We start from the raw sequence: 17038 nt of genomic DNA on the forward strand, positions 1-17038 counted from the left end.
GTATGCGAAAGAAATTCGGTGGAGTGGTACTGGATGTTTCCTCGCGTATTATCATACCATTCTCCATGATTTATGCAGTATACATACTGGCAGCCGGGGAAGAAAGCCCGGGCGGTGGATTCCAGGCCGGCGCAGTGCTGGCACTTGGAATTGTGCTCGCGCGGCTGGTGAAAGGAAAGGACGCTAATTTTAAGATCCCAAGTGCAATCGCAGTATCGGTTGCGGGGCTGGGCGCATTTTTTTATGTGTTCACCGGATGGTTGTCGCTGTTTAATGGCGGTATGTTTTTGCAATATGACAAGATGCCGTTTGGCTGGCTTGAATATGAACAGCTTCACGTGCTGGGAATCTTTTTAATCGAAGCTGGCGTTACAGTCTGTGTTATGATGACGATTATCACAATTTTGGAGGCACTTCTTAAGAGGGAGGATTTTGAAGAACATGATGATTGATATGTTTCAGTCTTTACTCGCATCTAGGGGGATCTACTGCTTGATTTTTGTGATGTTTTTCATTGCAATTTTCGGCATGATTACCTGCAAAAATTATATGAAGAAAATGATGTGTATGAATATAATGCAGGTAGCGGTCATTTTGTTTTTCTTATGTTTTGCACAAAAGACCGGTACAACGATTCCGATTTTGGAGGAGGGAAATCATGATGCGGATCAGTACATGAACCCGATTCCGCATGCGCTTATGCTTACGGCGATTGTCGTAAGTCTTGGTACAACCGGAGTGGCGCTTTCGCTGCTGATGCGATTAAAAGAACATTACGGTTCGGTAGAAGAAGATAAGATTCTTAATATTAAACAGGATGAGGCAGAGGAGAACAAATGAATTTACTAGAACACCTTCCCGTGCTGATTATAGTCATTGTGCTTTCCGGCTCTTTGCTATGCACATTTTTCAGCATGTTTCATAGATATATAGGAAAAGCTCTTGTGGTAGCCTGCGAAGCAGCTGCCTTTGTTTGTGCTGTCTTGCTTTTTGCGCAGGTAATGCAGACGGAGGGAAATGAGATTCATTACGCGGTCGGAAATTGGCAGGCGCCGCTGGGAATCGAATTTGTGGTAGATCCACTAAATGCCCTTATGGTTTGTATCATTATGCTTGTGGCGCTGTGTACTTGTATTTACTGTATTTGTTATATTCAATCGAAGAAATGGCTTCAGTCGGGAGGCTTCTTTACATTATTGGGTCTTCTTTCGGTTGGACTTTGTGGCATGACACTGACGGGAGATGTATTTAATCTTTACGTATTTTTGGAGATTGCTTCGATTTCTTGCTATGGTCTGATTGCAATGGGCGGGAAACGTTCGGTCATGTCGGCTTTTCGATATCTGTTGATTGGAACAATTGGAGCATCGTTTTATTTGATTGGTATTGGAATGCTATATTCGATGACCGGTAGTTTGAATATGGCAGACATGGCGGAACTATTGCAAACGCAGATGGACAACCCACTTATGATTGTCGTATGTGTCAGCTTGATTGTAGCATTTGGAATCAAGATGGCAATCTTTCCGTTTCATGCATGGCAGCCGGATGCTTATTCGTATGCACATCCGGGAGCTTCGCCGCTGATTTCCGGTGCAATGAGCAAGGTGCCGGCGATTGCGATGATAAGGTTTTTCTTTTTCATATTCGGGATTGATCATTTGGTCGTTCAGCATGCGACATTAATTGTTGGTGTGATTGGTGCAATTGGCATGATTTACGGATCTTTGTTTGCAATGGCGCAAAAGGATTTCAGACGTATGTTGGCGTATTCGTCTGTGGCGCAGCTTGGGTATATTGCATTAGGTGTCGGCATTGCAAACGAATATGGTGTGACGGGATCTTATTTGCATATTTTGAATCATATGTTTATGAAAGGCGGTCTGTTCTTTGCCATCGGCGGAATTCAGTATCGCTATGGTATTGTTAATATTAATCAGTTTGGTCAGCTTCATAAGAAGATGCCGTGGACTTGTTTTGCCATTGTTGTTGGAGCAATGGCGATGGTGGGAATTCCGCCTACAGGAGGATTTTTTAGCAAATGGTATTTGATGCTTGGAGCGATGGATCAAGGCTATTATGTCTATATTGCGGTATTGATTGTAAGTTCATTGATGAATGCAATCTATTTCCTTCGCGTGGTAGAAAAGATATTTATTTCGCCGGCTGCAAAGCTGCATGAAGTAGGTAAACATCCAAAACATGCAGAGCTGCCGCTGCCGATTTTGATTCCGATTATTGTGTTTGGAATCGGTATGATTGCAATGGGTATTTTCAACGGAACGATCGTGGATAGCGTGGCACTTCCGGTTTTAAAGGGGGTGCTGTAGCATGGAAATCATAAGTATATTACCGGCTTTGACGCCGGCATTTCCGCTGATTGCCTGCGGATTGATTTTCTTTTTTTCCAAATATCCGAATATAAGAGAAAGTTTTAGTGTGGGCGCGGCTATTGCATGTGCAATTGTGAATTTTGTAATTGCAGGTGGCGTATATCAGGGGAATACCTATCGTTTTGTTCTTTGTAAACTGACAGATACGTTGGAATTTGCTTTTCGTGCAGATGCAGCCGGGGCTTTGTTTGCGGTGGTATCGTCATTTTTGTATGTTGCGGTTGCGTTTTATGCAATCGGCTACATGCGCGGACATCATGAAAAGGATCAGACTGGATTCTATGCATTTTTTGCAATGTGTATCTGTTCAGCGCAGGGAATTGCATATGCAGGAAACCTGCTGACGTTCTTTGTCTTTTTTGAAATGTTGACGATTGCAACCTGGCCGTTGGTATTTCATGAAAGAAATGATGAAGCGAAGTTTTCCGGTAGAAAATATTTGATTTATACTTTGATTCCGGGACAGGTTTTTCTCGCAGGAATTGTGGTTGTCTATATGATGAGCAACACGCTGGATTTTACAGCTGGTGGATTTATGAATTCGCATATGGGCTCGGTTGTGCAGCTTGGTGTTTTATTCTTTATGCTGATTGCAGCCGGTGCAATCAAGGCTGGTATGATGCCTTTTCACGGCTGGCTTCCGTCTGCAATGATTGCTCCAACTCCGGTAAGTGCACTGCTCCATGCGGTAGCAGTTGTAAAGGCAGGAGTGTTTTGTGTGATTCGAATTGTGGGATATGTCTATGGAACGGAGCTTCTGAAAGAAATCGGGGTTTGTCAGATACTACAATGGTTTGCCGGAGCAACGATTATTCTGGCATCCATTATTGCATTGTCGCAGGATAATCTCAAAAGACGACTTGCGTTTTCAACGGTTGGACAGCTTTCCTATATTATTCTAGGATGTTGTATTTTGAACGAAACCGGATATGTGGGTTCGTTGTACCATATCGTGGCACATGCGCTTATGAAGATTACACTCTTTATGTGTGCCGGCGCGATTATCGTAACCACACATAAAACGGATGTATCGCAGATGCACGGAATCGGAAAGCAGATGCCGATAACGATTGGATGCTTTACGATCGCATCGCTCGGAATTATTGGTCTACCCGGAACGGTTGGATTTATCAGTAAATGGAATCTGACTTTGGGAGCGTTAGAGCAGGGCAATCATGCGTATATTGTAATCTTGTTGATTAGCGCTTTGCTTGGACTGATGTATTTGATGCCGGTAACTTACGGAGCGTTCTTTACAAAGGATATTTCCGGAGATTATACAGAATTTAAAGAAGCGGATCTTAGGATGTTGATCCCGATATGTGCGACTACCGTGTTGTCGGTATTGCTTGGAATCGCGCCTAATATATTTGTTCATTTGTATTCCTTGGCCAAGATGGCGGCCTCGGCAATTTCGTAAGGAGAGTCTTTTATGGAAGAAAAAAATATTAAGAAGATTTACCTCGTTTTGATTTTGCTTATAGTGATTAGTTTTATCGTTGAGATTGCAGTCGGGGAAATGATTCTTGGATGGATTCTTTTGCTGGTTGGAATTGGCGGAGGTACCCTTGTTATCTTGTTTGCAAAAGGGGTTTGGGCTGCGTGGCTGGAAAGAGAAGAAGAGTTTTATAAGATTTTGGATAAGACCAATCCTTCTGTTGATGTCAGAAGAGAGTTCCTTGCAGGAGGCGACGCATCACTAGATGCAGAGGTTGCAGCACCTGTAGAAGTTACGGAGAAAGATTTTGTAATTAAGACCAAGGAAGAAATTGATAAGAGGATTCAAGGGGAAGAGGAAGGAGAATAGGATGATTACATTACCATTTGAATTTATATATGATGTCCATCCCGGTATTTTCCTGATTGTTGCGGGCATACTTTTGGCGATATTTCCGGTCAAAATAAGACGTGTGTGCCATGTGGCAATTGCAATTTTTGCCTGGTATCTGACTATGACCAATCCGATTGGAACAAAAGGGTATCTCAATGTATTTGGGGATTATACACTCTTTTACATGAAAGTAACAGAATATAATTTGATTTTTTTGATTGCCTTTGCATCCGTTGGTGTGATTGGCGCAATTTTTTCGTTTGGGCATACGAGCCGACTAGAAGGATTTGCTTCTACGGCATATGTAGGATGTGCACTTGGCATAACACTTGCAGGAGATTGGCTGACGCTCTTTATTTTCTGGGAGATTATGGCAATTGTGTCTTTGTTTTTGGTTTGGGATTCTCATACGATGGTTGCGACACGAGCAGGATTCCGCTACTTGCTCATGCATATGGTTGGCGGTAGTTTGATGTTGTTTGGTGTTGTAGATCAGATGGTAGAAGGAGAATTTTATTTCGTGCAGATGACGGGAGGCGATATGAACCTGTCATTCTGGCTGATTTTCCTTGGCATGATTATTAATGCAGGAGTCGTACCTCTTCACTTTTGGATTCCGGATGCATATCCGGAAAGTACATTGACCGGTGGTGTATATATGAATGCACTGACGACGAAAGCGGCGGTATTTGCACTTCTTACTTCTTTTATCGGATTTAAGGTATTGATTATGCTTGGCGTGATTATGATTATTTACGGTGCGATGTATGCTTTGATAACTTCGGATTTTCGAAAGATTTTGTCGTATCATATTATCTCTCAGGTGGGATTTATGGTGACGGATATTGGAATCGGCGGAGCTGTTGGAGCAAATGCGAGTGAAGGTCTTGCATTCACGCATATTATGTACAAGATGACGTTGTTTATGTGCGCGGGTGTTGTTATTTTTGCGACCGGAAAACGTAATATCACAGACCTGGGAGGTTTATATAAGAAGATGCCGCTTGTAACGGTTTGCTATTTTATTGCGGCACTTTCTATTTCCGGAGTTCCACCGTTTGCGGGATTTGTTGGAAAGTCCTGGTCGATTCTTGCGGCAGAGGAAAATGGTCTTACCTGGGTGATGATTTTGATGACACTTGGAAGCGTTATGACGGCATTATCAATTCTGTTTAAAACAGGATATTATGTGTTTTTTACAACACCAAGGAGCGATTATCAGATCAAGAAAGTTCCGGGTACGATGAAAGCTGCTATGCTGATTGGAACCGGACTGTGCGTATTTATTGGTGTGACGCCGCAGCTGTTTTATCGTTTGCTTCCGCATAGTATTGAATATCATCCATATACGATCAGTCATGTATTCGAATATGTGCTTTTGATGGCGGCCACGATGCTGATTTTTATGTTGTTCAGGAAGAAACTTGCACCGCATCATGCAATCAATCTGGACATTGATTATTTGCTTCGAGGTCCGGGGCAAAGAGCATTGCTGAAAGGTTCTAGATTGGTGATTAAGGTGTGCAGTTTCCTTGGCGGCGGCGGAAAGAGAATGTATGATCATATACAAAAGACGAGTCACCAGCCATACAAATGGCGCAGACCAATGAATGTTCCGGAAGAGAAAAAAGGCTCTCTTCGTTATGAAGAAGATGCCTTTCGAATGAAAATCGGTGAGGGAATGTTCAGCGTTATGGCTGCGATTATCGTAATAGGAATTATATTGCTTGTACTTGCAAAGGTTAGATAGGTTTACCAAACCCGTTCTAAGGAAAATTGCTCTAAAATGCGAGTTAAGCGATTGGTAATTGGATGTAAAGAGAGTACTTTGTCAAATCCATTTTTGGCAATTTGCTCTCTTTTTTCGTCGTGCTTTAAATAATAATCTGCTTTGTCTAAAAGCTCGTCTAGGGATTCGAAGATTACAAGATCTTGATCCGGAACAAAATACTCAAGTAATTCTGCAGTAAATGTCGTCATTAAAAAACCGTGACTTGCAAGAACGTCCCAGGTGCGCAATGGTATGCCGCTTTTGATATTGGGAATGGTCATGTTGAGATTGATTTTGCTTTCTTGAAAGATGAGCGGCATCTGTGTCCAGTAGTCAACAGAACCTAAATATCGGCAGCCCGGGATCAATGCAGCATCAGAGTTTGAAAACAGGCTGAGCGAATGGGAACGGGCAAGCGAAGTGAGGTATTCGATTCTTTGCTGGGCAGCAACTTTGAAACCAAGAACGGTTGTGCTGAAAATCAACTCCAGATTTGATAGCGAATCTTTGGATTTTTTTAATTCAAAATATTCCGGAAGCTGTGCAAGAATATCACTGGTTAGCATTGGCTCTATGATATTGCCGCCGCTTACGTTGATCTGGGCGCGAATGACACCGTCAAAGTAGCCTCTAAGATAGTCCGAAAGTTTCGGCTCAAGTTTGTCGTAAGTGTTGCGTTCGTAGAGACTGCCAACAAAAGAAATTTCATGCCTATAATGCGGCATTTGATATGGAAACATGGTATGAATCCGATGCGGGTTTGAGCAAAGCGGCATATGGTGAGCACGCATGCCCATCTGTCGCAGCTCGAGGACATTGGCTTTATCAAAACTGAAGATGTGAACTTCCGGATAAAAAGCTGACTTGTGATATAAACTGATTAGGGGATTATCACAGGTCCAGATAATATAATCCACATGCATGTTGTGGCAGACATTTGCAATTGCAGCAAAATAGTTAACGGTAAAGATGGCATCGAAGGTCTCTTCGGACAATCGCTTGGTAAGCATTTGTTCGAATGTAGGATCTTCATCATAGTTTTCAAAATGATATTCAAACGTAGAGATATCGTGTCCGAGTTGTCGAAAACCCTCGGTGATATCTTTATAGTTATAGGCTTTCCATTTATAAATCAATATCTTCATAAAAAATCCTTTATTATTTCAAACCGTGATTTCCAGGTGTGGGAATTACGCGCAGCTTGATAGCCGTTATCGGCAATCTCTTGTAACAGCGCAAAATTATTTAAAAGACGATCGGCATAGATGCCGAGTGATTTTATGTTCTCTAAAGAAAAAAAGCATAGCTGTTTTTCGCGCGTAAATTGTTTCTCTAAATAGGAAGAAGAATCTGTGAGAACGACAGCGCCGGCAAGCATGCCGTTAAAGATTCTGTCATGTGCACCGGCTTTAAACCATGAATTCGTATTTAGAACAATTTTGCTGTTTGTCATATGCGATAATATTTCTCGTTGGGAGCATCTGCCACAATAGTTGATATAGGGATGTTTTAGCCCTTCCCAGCGGTTCCAGCCATTGCCGTATACGGTAACAGTATGTCCGGAATCGGCGATTCGTAAAAGTGCCTGTTCACGAAAGAAGGAAGTAGCATATAGTTCTAAGAACCGAAGCTGGGAGATGCGAAGGCTTAGCGTGTCATCGTCATAATTGAAGCCCTGTTCTTTAAAGTAGGATTCCAAGACGGATTCCAAGGTGAAAGACGGGTGTGTCACCAGGGTATTTAAAACGGTAGCAGAGACTTCTTCGAAGTTAATTTCCGGCATTTTGTCAAATTCCGGAATCATGCTCTCGGCTTGAAAGCGGGATAGACCGCCCGCATATAAGACTTCGATTTGACGCTCTTTGATGGGCGGCGTTGGATTTGCAGGGCAAATGCCGCCGTGAGGCAGGAAAAACACGTGCTCTATATTAGAAAAATGCCGCCGTACATAATCTGCATGGTTTTTATCAGTGGCCACGATAATTGCGGTAGACGGCATCTTATTTAGGGTGCTGCGATAGTGAAAAGGGTGATCCATAAGAATGTTAATATAAGGAGTCTGGTAGAACTCCCAGATATTTTCACCGGGTTCGTTTTCGAGTGAGTATGCCAGATTGTTAAAGGTGATTACCGCAGCATCGTCCGTTTGTAGATATTCTCGCAGGGTATCTAGAGGCGTTACACCGTCGATATAAACAAGGCAAGAATAGCCTTGCGCGATCAGAACCTTGTGCAGTTCTTCGGAAAAGGTATCAAGGGTGTCATAGATTCCCTCAATTAATATAATATGTGTTCTCATGTTCCTCCTTTATTACTTAGTCGGGTGTCCATTGTTTGGCAAGTGTGCGATAATGCTCGGCCTGATCGGTTAGTCCGACGGCATCATAGCAACGTGCAAGTCCTTGCAGGGAATAGTCACCGGAAAAATGAATGTTCAGATAGGCAGAACTTTCAAACGCGGCATTGTAGTACCAGATTTGAGCTTCTTCATATTGCGATAGATTTTCGTAGAACATTCCAAGTTCAAAGAAAATCTCAGAACAGTCTAGTTCAAGACCAATATTTTTTAATATGTATTTAAAAAAGGAAGGTGCATCACCCAGCAGTCGATAAGCACGAGCCAAAATGATGAAAGCTTCTTTGCTATCTTCGTTGTCCATCTCACTGTTGTTAAGAAGATCTGCAAAGTAATCCTTAGCAAACATGAAATGTTCTTGCGTCCCGTGCAAAAGAAGCTCTTTGGCATAAAATGTCCGAAGGCGCTTAGAGAGTGGTTGTCCGTTAGAAAGCATAGATTCGAAGATCGCCAAATCCCGATTGGCATGTACGCTTTGTGGTATATGAAGAATTTCAATATCACTGTCAAATACGAGCGGGTCTAGACTGACGCATTCATGGATAGGTTCAATCCAGCGGAATGAGCGAAGACGCCGATAGAGTTTGGGACGAAGTTCGCGGTCGTAATTGTAGACGGTTCCGTGGTGAAGCTGTCCTTTATAATACATTTGAACAATTTCAATCTCAGGTAAAAGAGCCTGTTTTAAATGGGCAAAACGAGTGTGGTTTTCTTCGTCAATGATTTCATCGGCATCGGCGCAGTAGATGTATTCCATAGTTGCTTTGGAAAAAGAAAAGTTGCGTGCTGCCGCAAAATCACAGGTCCATTTAAAATCGTAGATATGGTCTGTATAACGAGCGGCAATCTCCTTGGTGCGATCGGTGGAACCGGTATCAACGATAATTATTTCGTCCATCAAATCGGCTATGGAGTCGAGGCATCTTGCCAGGACTTTTTCTTCATTTTTTACAATCATACATAAACTAATTGTTGCCATAATTATTCCTCTTTTAAGATTTAGTAAAAAAAATCCCCGACTCATATAGCCGGGGAAAATAGTTCTATATCTGTTAACAGAATCGGTCAATCATCATTCCTGAGTAGATGGAAGAAATATAAGGAGTAGCAAAATTATGTCCCGGGTTTTTATATTCTACAACGACCTTGTCAACATATTTCATTGGATTTAAGGAAACAGCTTGCGCCTTGGCGCTTAATGCATCCTTAAATTTGGAAAGAACATCGAATAATTCTTCCTGTGAAGTCTCATTATCAATTGCCTGCGAAAGGAGTCCTTTATCTACATGAATAGTTCCATCATGAGCGGTAGTCAGTCCGACCGATTCCATTTCATTTTGAATCGAATAGGTTGTACTGCTGATATCATTAATCAGACGCTTCGTGGCAGTTGGCGAAGTACTCTTATCATAGGCTGTTTGAATTGCGTGATTATAAGAATCTATAAGTTCTTGGATATTATCCGCAATCGCATCAACGTTAGGTTTGAAACCGATGGTTGTGTCATCATCATCAGGGCTTATGCCGTTAAGTGTTACTTCGAATGTTTTATTAATTGTAAAAGTATTCGAATAAGAGGAGCGTTCTACTCCGTTAAGTTCGAATCTTGAGTTTTGTGCATTTTGTGCAACGTGATCAATGCCAAGAGTATCAAGAAGAGATACTGCATTCGTATTGGCATTGGCGTTAATATCAAATAGATAACGCTCATTCTCGCTAAGACCGGTCTGAGTAGATTCAATCTTTAATGCAGCGCCACCTTTATTATTATCGAGTAAAGATGCATTAAGACCAATCTTGGCATTTGAAATCAAAGTGCCTAATCGGTTCTGTATGGAAAGATTCGTTTCGTTATCATTAACATGGAACTGGAACTCATATTGGTTATTGAGATAGTTTAGGTTAAAGGAGTAATCGCCTTCTTCAATAGAGCTTTGTTCCTTTGGTAAGAAGTTACCAATGTTGACCTGGGATTTCGCAAGCTGTTGTACCGAGATTGTGAAATCATCACTGTCGTCCAAATCTGCATTGTCTCCAATATATTCAGCGGAAACTAAATCAGGATTGGTTGAAGATGCAATCTTCTTTTGGAAAGCATCCTGAATGTCGCCGTCTTCTGTTGTTAAGGATGCGATAACATTGTTGATAGATCTCGCACTTTCCTTGACATCAATTACAAACTTTTGAATAGATTCTGAATCCTCATCCTTTAACTTGAAAAGAGGAGATTCTTTATTTACTTTAACAATATTGTTCCAAACGTTTCGCAGTTCACTCTTCTTATGTGTATCATAACGCGAATTGTTTGTGTGACCATAGTTACTGACATAGTAGTTAAATACAGAGTCAATAGCTGCCATGTGAATCCCTCCTTTCTTCCTTGAATAATGTACATGAACGTACACGAGGGTATAGTAAATCCATTTATACAATTACACTATATCATGGAAAAAACAATTTGTCACTAAAAAAATAGAAAAATTCATTGATTTTTTTAGAAAAGTGTGGTATAGGAGCGAAAAAATGGAGAAGACTATGCATAAAAGCTAAAAAGTAGAAAATGGGAAGAAAGTATGATATAATGCACAGGTAATGACGATTATGAAAAATACAAAGAAGCAAGGAGGATGAGAGATGAATAAAGTGGTTCAAAAAGTTGGTGCAGTGATGCTTGCTTTGGCGGTTGTGGCAACAAGCGTAATGATAGCTCCGCAGTTATCTCAAAAAGCGTACGCAGAAAGTTTTGTTGAGGCTACGATCGGGGATTGGGATGTAACGATTTATGACGGCGGTGCATCAATCTGGTTCACAGGTTATAATGGAAATGAAACGACGGTTACAGTTCCAACGTCGGTGACATACAATGGAACTGAGTATGATGCGGGGGACAATTCTGAATTTTGTCTTGCAGAGGCATTTCAAAATAATACAAACGTAAAGGAAATTATTATTCCGGATGGAATAGTCGCGATTGTACAAAATTCATTCGATGGTTGCACCTCATTAGAAAAGGTGGCGATTGGAGCTACGGATACACTGTATATAAGTACGGATGTGTTTAAGGGGCTGGCATCGCTAAAAGATTATTATTTTGCAGGTGATTCGGATTTGAACGCGACCGGCATTGCGGAATCTGGTATAGGGCAAGATAGCGATGGGAATGTCTATGCAGGAGTTACGATTCATACAATAGAAGGAAGTCCGATTGATTCGGCGATTTTGAGTATTAATGCGGGAAGCTCTGGTAATGTGATGACGCTGGATTATAACACAGAGTATCCTTATGAGGATGCAGAAGCTGTGCTTGAGGATGGTTCAGAAGATGGAGCAAGCGCTTCAGGCGTTGGTGATGACGGAACGGCTATTGGCGAAGGTGCAACAAGTGATGCAGCAGAAAGCTATCTGACAAGCTACAAAAAGGAGACAGATCCGGAAGGAAGCGTTTACGCATTACTGCAGGCAAAGATTACGAAAGTAAGTAAAAAATCTTTGAAGCTTCAATATAAAAAAGTCAGCGGAGCAAAAACATATGTCGTTTATGGTAATGCATGTTCAAAGAAAAATAAATTAATAAAACTTACTACGACGAAGAAGAATTCAGTTGTCATTAAAAAAATAAAGAATAAAAAGGTAAAGAAGGGAACCTACTATAAATTTATTGTAGTTGCTCTTGATAAAAACAATAATGTGGTTTCGACATCAAAGATGGTACATGCTGCAACGCTGGGCGGCAAGGTAGGAAATGCGAAAAAACTTCAAATCAACAAAAATAAAGTTACACTCAAAAAAGGAAAGACATTTAAACTGGTAACAAAAGAAGTTTCGGCACTGAAAATAAAAAAACACCGCAAGGTTGCATACGAATCAACGAATACGAAGGTTGCAACGGTAAGTAAGAGTGGCAAGATTAAGGCGAAGAAAAAAGGCAAATGTTATGTATATGCTTATGCGCAAAATGGTTTGTCTAAAAAAGTAAAAGTGATTGTGAAATAAAAATCTTAATGTGGCTCGGTCGGGGCAAAAGCTCCGGCTGAGTAAACCACTTAGTAAGGTGCGAGAGGCTTGTCGGAGGGCAAAAGAAACGGATGGTTGACAGTTTGACGAAATTATGATATTGTGGATTGGCTATGGAAGTAGGTCTTTTTTTTTTGACTTAAAATTGACCGCAATACCAAGAATAATATTAAGTGGAGGTGGAAGTTGTGCGAACAAAGATCACATTGGCATGTACGCAGTGTCAGCAGCGTAACTACAATACGACCAAAGAGAAGAAGAATCAGCCTGATCGTATGGAAATTAAAAAGTATTGTAGATTCTGTCGGACACATACGTTACATAAGGAAACGAAGTAATCGTCTTTCTTATCAGGAGGTATGACATGAGCGAATCAGAGAAAAAGACTGAGGTCAAAGAACGCTGGAGCGACGGTCTTAAGCAGGAATTTAACAAGATAAGCTGGCTCCCTGCCAAGACAGTAGGAAAGCAGACCGCAGCGGTTGTAGTTGTTTCAGTAATTGTTGGAATTATCATTGCAATCCTGGATAGATTCATTCAGTACGGAATCGATTATTTGACAGGACTGTAAATAGGAGGCTGAAAGTATGGCAGAAGCAAATTGGTATGTAGTTCACACTTATTCGGGATATGAAAATAAAGTTAAGGTGAATCTTGATAAGGCGATTGAGAATCGTCATTTACAGGAAGAAATCCTTGAAGTACGTGTTCCGATGCAGGATGTTGTCGAACTTCGAAACGGTGCAAAAAAACAGGTGCAAAAGAAGATGTTCCCTGGTTATGTACTGGTACATATGGTCATGAATGATGATACATGGTATGTGGTTCGAAACACCAGAGGTGTGACGGGATTTGTTGGACCGGGATCGAAACCGGTGCCACTGACATATGATGAAATCCACAAGCTTGGTCTTGAGCAAGGCGATACGCTGGATGGTCAGGCGCAGGCTAAACAACAGATTGCGGTAGACTTTGATGAAGGAGATACCGTAATGGTTCTGGATGGCGCATGGAAAGATACAGTTGCTGTGATAGAATCTATGAACTACCAGAAACAGACAGTTACAATCAATGTAGAAATGTTTGGGCGCGAAACCCCGGTAGAAATTAGTTTCGCAGAAGTTAAGAAGAATTCATAGTAAAAAGGATTCTAATAACATAGGAGGAAAAAGATAATGGCAAAGAAAGTAGAAGGCTATATCAAATTACAGATTCCAGCCGGCAAAGCTACACCGGCACCACCTGTTGGACCAGCACTTGGTCAGCATGGTGTAAATATCGTTGAGTTTACAAAGCAGTTTAATGCAAGAACTGCAGACCAGGGAGATCTTATCATCCCTGTAGTAATTACAGTATATGCAGACAGAAGCTTTAGTTTTGTTACAAAGACTCCGCCTGCAGCTGTATTGATCAAGAAAGCTTGCAACATTCAGTCAGGTTCTGGTGAACCAAACAAGAAAAAAGTTGCAACTTTATCTAAAGAAAAATGCAAGGAAATTGCAGAACTTAAGATGCCTGACTTAAACGCTGGTTCATTAGAAGCTGCTATGAGCATGATCGCAGGAACAGCACGAAGCATGGGCGTAGAAGTAGAACAGTAATTTAAAATTAAGAAATAACTTTAGTGGGAGGGTCCTCTCCCGATATTACCACAGGAGGTATTAGGAATGAAAAGAGGTAAGAAATATCAGGAAGCTGCTAAGAATATTGATAGAACAGTTCAGTATGAAACACCGGAAGCTATCAAGTTAGTAAAGACAGCAGCTACTGCAAAGTTTGATGAAACAATCGAGGCTCATATCAGAACAGGATGCGACGGACGTCATGCAGAGCAGCAGATCCGTGGAGCAGTTGTTCTTCCACACGGAACAGGAAAAACAGTTCGTGTACTTGTATTTGCAAAGGGCGCTAAGTTAGATGAAGCGCAGGCAGCAGGAGCTGACTTCGTAGGTGGAGAAGAATTGATTCCGAAGATTCAAAATGACGGATGGTTAGATTTTGACGTTGTTGTTGCTACACCGGATATGATGGGTGTTGTTGGACGTCTTGGACGTGTACTTGGACCTAAGGGATTAATGCCAAACCCTAAGGCTGGTACTGTAACAATGGACGTAACAAAGGCAATCGAAGACATTAAAGCCGGTAAGATTGAGTACAGATTGGACAAGACAAATATTATCCACGTGCCAATTGGTAAAGCTTCTTTCTCAGAGGAGCAGTTAGCGGACAACTTCCAGACACTGATGGATGCAATCGTAAAGGCAAAACCAAGTTCATTAAAGGGAACCTATTTGAAGAGCATTTCTATCGCTTCTACAATGGGACCTGGAGTAAAAGTAAACACAACTCAGTTTGCTTAAGAATTATGTTTTGTATTTAATGGTTGACATCATATAAATACAGTGCTACAATAGCAAAGCAATTGCCGAAGACAGCAGGTGCCGTAAGGCGTAATCGATAGAGCCTGCCGAGGAAATTCATGAGATTTGAATTTTTGTGCCTCTTTGTCTTTATGGCGAAGAGGCATTTTTGATGGATGACATCAATAGTCTTAAGGCATCAAAGTCCTGATCATTCAGGCACATGTGAAAATCACATGGAATAAAATAAGGAGGTGCTAGGAAAGAATGGCAAAAGTAGAATTAAAACAGCCAATCGTAGATGAGATTTCTGAGTGTATTAAAGATGCACAGTCAGTAGTGCTTGTTGACGCATGCGGACTGACCGTAGCACAAGATACCGTTCTTCGTAAAGAACTTAGAGAAGCAGGCGTTACTTATAAAGTGTACAAGAATACTTTAATGAAGCGTGCTTTCGAAGGAACAGATTGTGAGAAGCTTGTTGACTCACTTGTTGGCCCGACAGCAATCGCAGTATCGAAAGAAGATGCTACTGCTCCGGCTAGAATCCTTGCTAAGTTTGCTAAGACAGCAGAAAATCTTGAGCTGAAATCAGGTGTTGTAGAAGGTGAGTTCTATGACGCAACAGGAATTCAGACAATTGCGAGCATTCCATCTAGAGACGAATTACTTTCCAAATTACTTGGAAGCATCCAGTCTCCGATTACAAACTTTGCTCGTGTTATCAATCAGCTTGCTGAAAAAGGCGGCGCAGCAGATGTAGAAGCAACTGAAGCTCCTGCAGAAGAAGCAGCTGAAGCTCCTGCAGAAGAAGCAACTGAGGCTCCTGCAGAAGAAACAGCAGAAACACCTGCAGAATAAGAACATGTAACAGGTCGAAAAGACCATGATATTGAAGCTTGCGATAAGCGAAAATCAAATATTAGGAGGAATTATAAAATGGCTAAATTAACCACAGAAGAAATGATCGAAGCGATCAAAGAGTTAAGTGTATTAGAATTAAATGAACTTGTAAAAGCATGCGAAGAAGAGTTCGGCGTATCTGCAGCAGCAGGTGTTGTTGTAGCAGCAGCTGGAGCTGACGGAGCAGCAGCTGGAGAAGAAAAGTCTGACTTTGATGTAGAACTTACAGAAGTAGGTCCTAACAAGGTTAAGGTTATCAAGGTTGTTCGTGAAGTAACAGGTCTTGGACTGAAGGAAGCTAAGGAAGTTGTTGACGGAGCTCCTAAGGTTGTTAAAGAAGGTGCTGAAAAGGCTGAAGCTGAAGATATCAAAGCTAAGCTTGAAGCTGAAGGCGCTAAAGTTACTCTTAAATAATTTGTTGTTTGAGAATGAACTTCGGTATGGGATGAAAACATTCGTTTTCATCCCGTTTTTAATGTTTGCAAAATTGTACCGTGGGTGGTACGATTTTTATATCCGGGATGAAGAAATATCCGGAGAAAATAGCTTGAGGGTTTAACATGAACAAAAGAAATATAAAGTTATTTATTACTGGAATTGTAATCCTGCTGGTGGCCGGCGCCGTGTTTTTGGGAATGGCATATGTACAAGAGCAGGTTAAGATAAAATCGCAGAAGAATGAAACGAAGCAGGAAGTTGTGCAAGAGGAAGATGAGACGCTAGAAGAAAGTGATTTGGCAGAGGAACTTGCACAAAAAGAACGAACGACGTATACATTTTTGCAGGGACCTAAGTCTTGGGCGAAAGGCTTGGATTGGTCCGGTGAATGGGCGCAGGAGATTGTAAATGGTAATGCTTTTGGATCATTCGGGTGTGGACTGTGTGCAATGGCAAATATTTATGATACACTTTCACCATATGAAGTGTCGCCGCTTAAGATGTGTACTTATGCACAAAAGGTGAGCGGTTATACGCCGACCGCCGAATCGGGAGCGATAGGATGGGGTGATATGAAGACGGTGCTTAAAAGTGTTGGAATGGATGTAGAGGTTTCGACCAAGCCGGATAATTATGAAGATTTTTGTGAAAATCTGAAAAATGCACAAAGCGCAATTGTACTTGTGTGCAGCGCCGATGATGATTCTTATTGGGAAGATACACCGGGACATTATGTAAATATCTGGCATTACAATGAAGAAGAAAACACGGTATTTTTGGCAGATCCGGGTGGACCGTCTCATAACCGCGATCGCATTGACGCAAAATATGTATATGATGCAATGAAGACATCAAGTAAGTTTCAAGTGTTATATGTGTGGTCATATGATGAAGAAGATAACAGCTGGAAGGCTGATGGCATAAAGGATGAATGGAATCGTCCGGATTATTTGTAACAAAATTTTTGAACAT

The 17038-nt window shown here is 41.4% G+C and carries 19 protein-coding genes and 1 other annotated feature; of the genes, 15 read left to right on the forward strand and 4 right to left on the reverse strand.

Going from position 1 to position 17038, the window contains the following annotated elements; all coding sequences use genetic code 11:
• The first annotated feature begins 2 nt into the window (after positions 1–2).
• The 6 genes from BLS20_RS08685 to BLS20_RS08710 are packed head-to-tail and all read left to right on the forward strand — an operon-like array spanning position 3 to position 5974.
• Entirely contained in the window at positions 3–452 is a 450-nt protein-coding gene (locus BLS20_RS08685; RefSeq protein ID WP_090173985.1) for an MnhB domain-containing protein, read from the forward strand.
• Positions 442–840, forward strand: a complete 399-nt coding sequence (locus BLS20_RS08690) for a sodium:proton antiporter (protein WP_242870563.1) — start codon at positions 442–444, stop codon at positions 838–840. The genes BLS20_RS08685 and BLS20_RS08690 overlap by 11 nt, the downstream gene beginning before the upstream one ends.
• A complete protein-coding gene (locus tag BLS20_RS08695; protein WP_090173986.1) occupies positions 837–2330 on the forward strand; it encodes a complex I subunit 5 family protein in 1494 nt (497 codons plus the stop codon). Before BLS20_RS08690 ends, BLS20_RS08695 begins: the two co-directional genes overlap by 4 nt.
• Before the next feature lies 1 nt (position 2331).
• Entirely contained in the window at positions 2332–3813 is a 1482-nt protein-coding gene (locus BLS20_RS08700; RefSeq protein ID WP_090173987.1) for a monovalent cation/H+ antiporter subunit D family protein, read from the forward strand.
• 12 nt (positions 3814–3825) lie between these two features.
• On the forward strand, positions 3826–4200 hold the full coding sequence (locus tag BLS20_RS08705; RefSeq protein WP_090173988.1) for a hypothetical protein: 375 nt from the start codon (positions 3826–3828) through the stop codon (positions 4198–4200).
• A 1-nt stretch (position 4201) separates the two neighbouring features.
• Positions 4202–5974, forward strand: coding sequence for a proton-conducting transporter transmembrane domain-containing protein (locus BLS20_RS08710; protein ID WP_090173989.1), 1773 nt, complete (start codon positions 4202–4204; stop codon positions 5972–5974).
• 2 nt (positions 5975–5976) lie between these two features.
• Here the strand turns inward: BLS20_RS08710 and BLS20_RS08715 are convergent, their stop codons facing one another.
• The 4 genes from BLS20_RS08715 to fliD form a co-directional block, all read right to left on the reverse strand.
• Positions 5977–7140 carry a CgeB family protein gene (locus BLS20_RS08715; RefSeq protein WP_090173990.1) on the reverse strand — a complete coding sequence of 388 codons (1164 nt, stop codon included), beginning with the start codon at positions 7138–7140 and terminating at the stop codon, positions 5977–5979.
• Entirely contained in the window at positions 7137–8294 is a 1158-nt protein-coding gene (locus BLS20_RS08720) for a glycosyltransferase family protein (protein WP_090173991.1), read from the reverse strand. Before BLS20_RS08720 ends, BLS20_RS08715 begins: the two co-directional genes overlap by 4 nt.
• Positions 8295–8310: 16 nt before the next feature.
• Entirely contained in the window at positions 8311–9330 is a 1020-nt protein-coding gene (locus tag BLS20_RS08725; RefSeq protein WP_090173992.1) for a tetratricopeptide repeat-containing glycosyltransferase family 2 protein, read from the reverse strand.
• 73 nt (positions 9331–9403) lie between these two features.
• The gene (fliD, locus tag BLS20_RS08730; protein ID WP_090173993.1) at positions 9404–10711 is read right to left on the reverse strand and encodes a flagellar filament capping protein FliD; all 1308 of its coding nucleotides are present in this window, start codon (positions 10709–10711) and stop codon (positions 9404–9406) included.
• A gap of 274 nt (positions 10712–10985) precedes the next feature.
• Between fliD and BLS20_RS08735 the strand changes: the two genes are divergently transcribed.
• From BLS20_RS08735 to BLS20_RS08775, 9 genes are all read left to right on the forward strand, one after another.
• The gene (locus tag BLS20_RS08735) at positions 10986–12344 is read left to right on the forward strand and encodes an Ig-like domain-containing protein (RefSeq protein WP_090173994.1); all 1359 of its coding nucleotides are present in this window, start codon (positions 10986–10988) and stop codon (positions 12342–12344) included.
• Between the two features lie 209 nt (positions 12345–12553).
• Positions 12554–12703 carry a 50S ribosomal protein L33 gene (rpmG, locus tag BLS20_RS08740; RefSeq protein WP_143010247.1) on the forward strand — a complete coding sequence of 50 codons (150 nt, stop codon included), beginning with the start codon at positions 12554–12556 and terminating at the stop codon, positions 12701–12703.
• Positions 12704–12729: 26 nt separating this feature from the next.
• A complete protein-coding gene (gene secE, locus BLS20_RS08745; protein ID WP_090173995.1) occupies positions 12730–12936 on the forward strand; it encodes a preprotein translocase subunit SecE in 207 nt (68 codons plus the stop codon).
• A 16-nt stretch (positions 12937–12952) separates the two neighbouring features.
• Positions 12953–13504 carry a transcription termination/antitermination protein NusG gene (gene nusG, locus BLS20_RS08750; RefSeq protein ID WP_090173996.1) on the forward strand — a complete coding sequence of 184 codons (552 nt, stop codon included), beginning with the start codon at positions 12953–12955 and terminating at the stop codon, positions 13502–13504.
• A 36-nt stretch (positions 13505–13540) separates the two neighbouring features.
• Positions 13541–13966: a 50S ribosomal protein L11 gene (gene rplK, locus BLS20_RS08755; RefSeq protein ID WP_090173997.1), complete on the forward strand. Its 426-nt coding sequence runs from the start codon at positions 13541–13543 to the stop codon at positions 13964–13966.
• A gap of 66 nt (positions 13967–14032) precedes the next feature.
• Positions 14033–14725 (forward strand): 50S ribosomal protein L1, encoded by a 693-nt coding sequence (rplA, locus tag BLS20_RS08760; protein WP_090173998.1) that lies wholly within the window; start codon positions 14033–14035, stop codon positions 14723–14725.
• Between the two features lie 47 nt (positions 14726–14772).
• Positions 14773–14905 (forward strand) — a sequence feature (ribosomal protein L10 leader region).
• A gap of 87 nt (positions 14906–14992) precedes the next feature.
• On the forward strand, positions 14993–15586 hold the full coding sequence (rplJ, locus tag BLS20_RS08765; RefSeq protein WP_090173999.1) for a 50S ribosomal protein L10: 594 nt from the start codon (positions 14993–14995) through the stop codon (positions 15584–15586).
• A gap of 78 nt (positions 15587–15664) precedes the next feature.
• On the forward strand, positions 15665–16042 hold the full coding sequence (rplL, locus tag BLS20_RS08770) for a 50S ribosomal protein L7/L12 (RefSeq protein WP_090174000.1): 378 nt from the start codon (positions 15665–15667) through the stop codon (positions 16040–16042).
• Positions 16043–16188: 146 nt separating this feature from the next.
• Complete coding sequence (locus tag BLS20_RS08775; RefSeq protein ID WP_090174001.1) at positions 16189–17022, forward strand: hypothetical protein; 834 nt, start codon at positions 16189–16191, stop codon at positions 17020–17022.
• Positions 17023–17038: the final 16 nt, after the last annotated feature.

The organism is Eubacterium oxidoreducens, from assembly GCF_900104415.1.
Taxonomy (GTDB): Bacteria; Bacillota; Clostridia; order Lachnospirales; family Lachnospiraceae; genus Eubacterium_C; species Eubacterium_C oxidoreducens.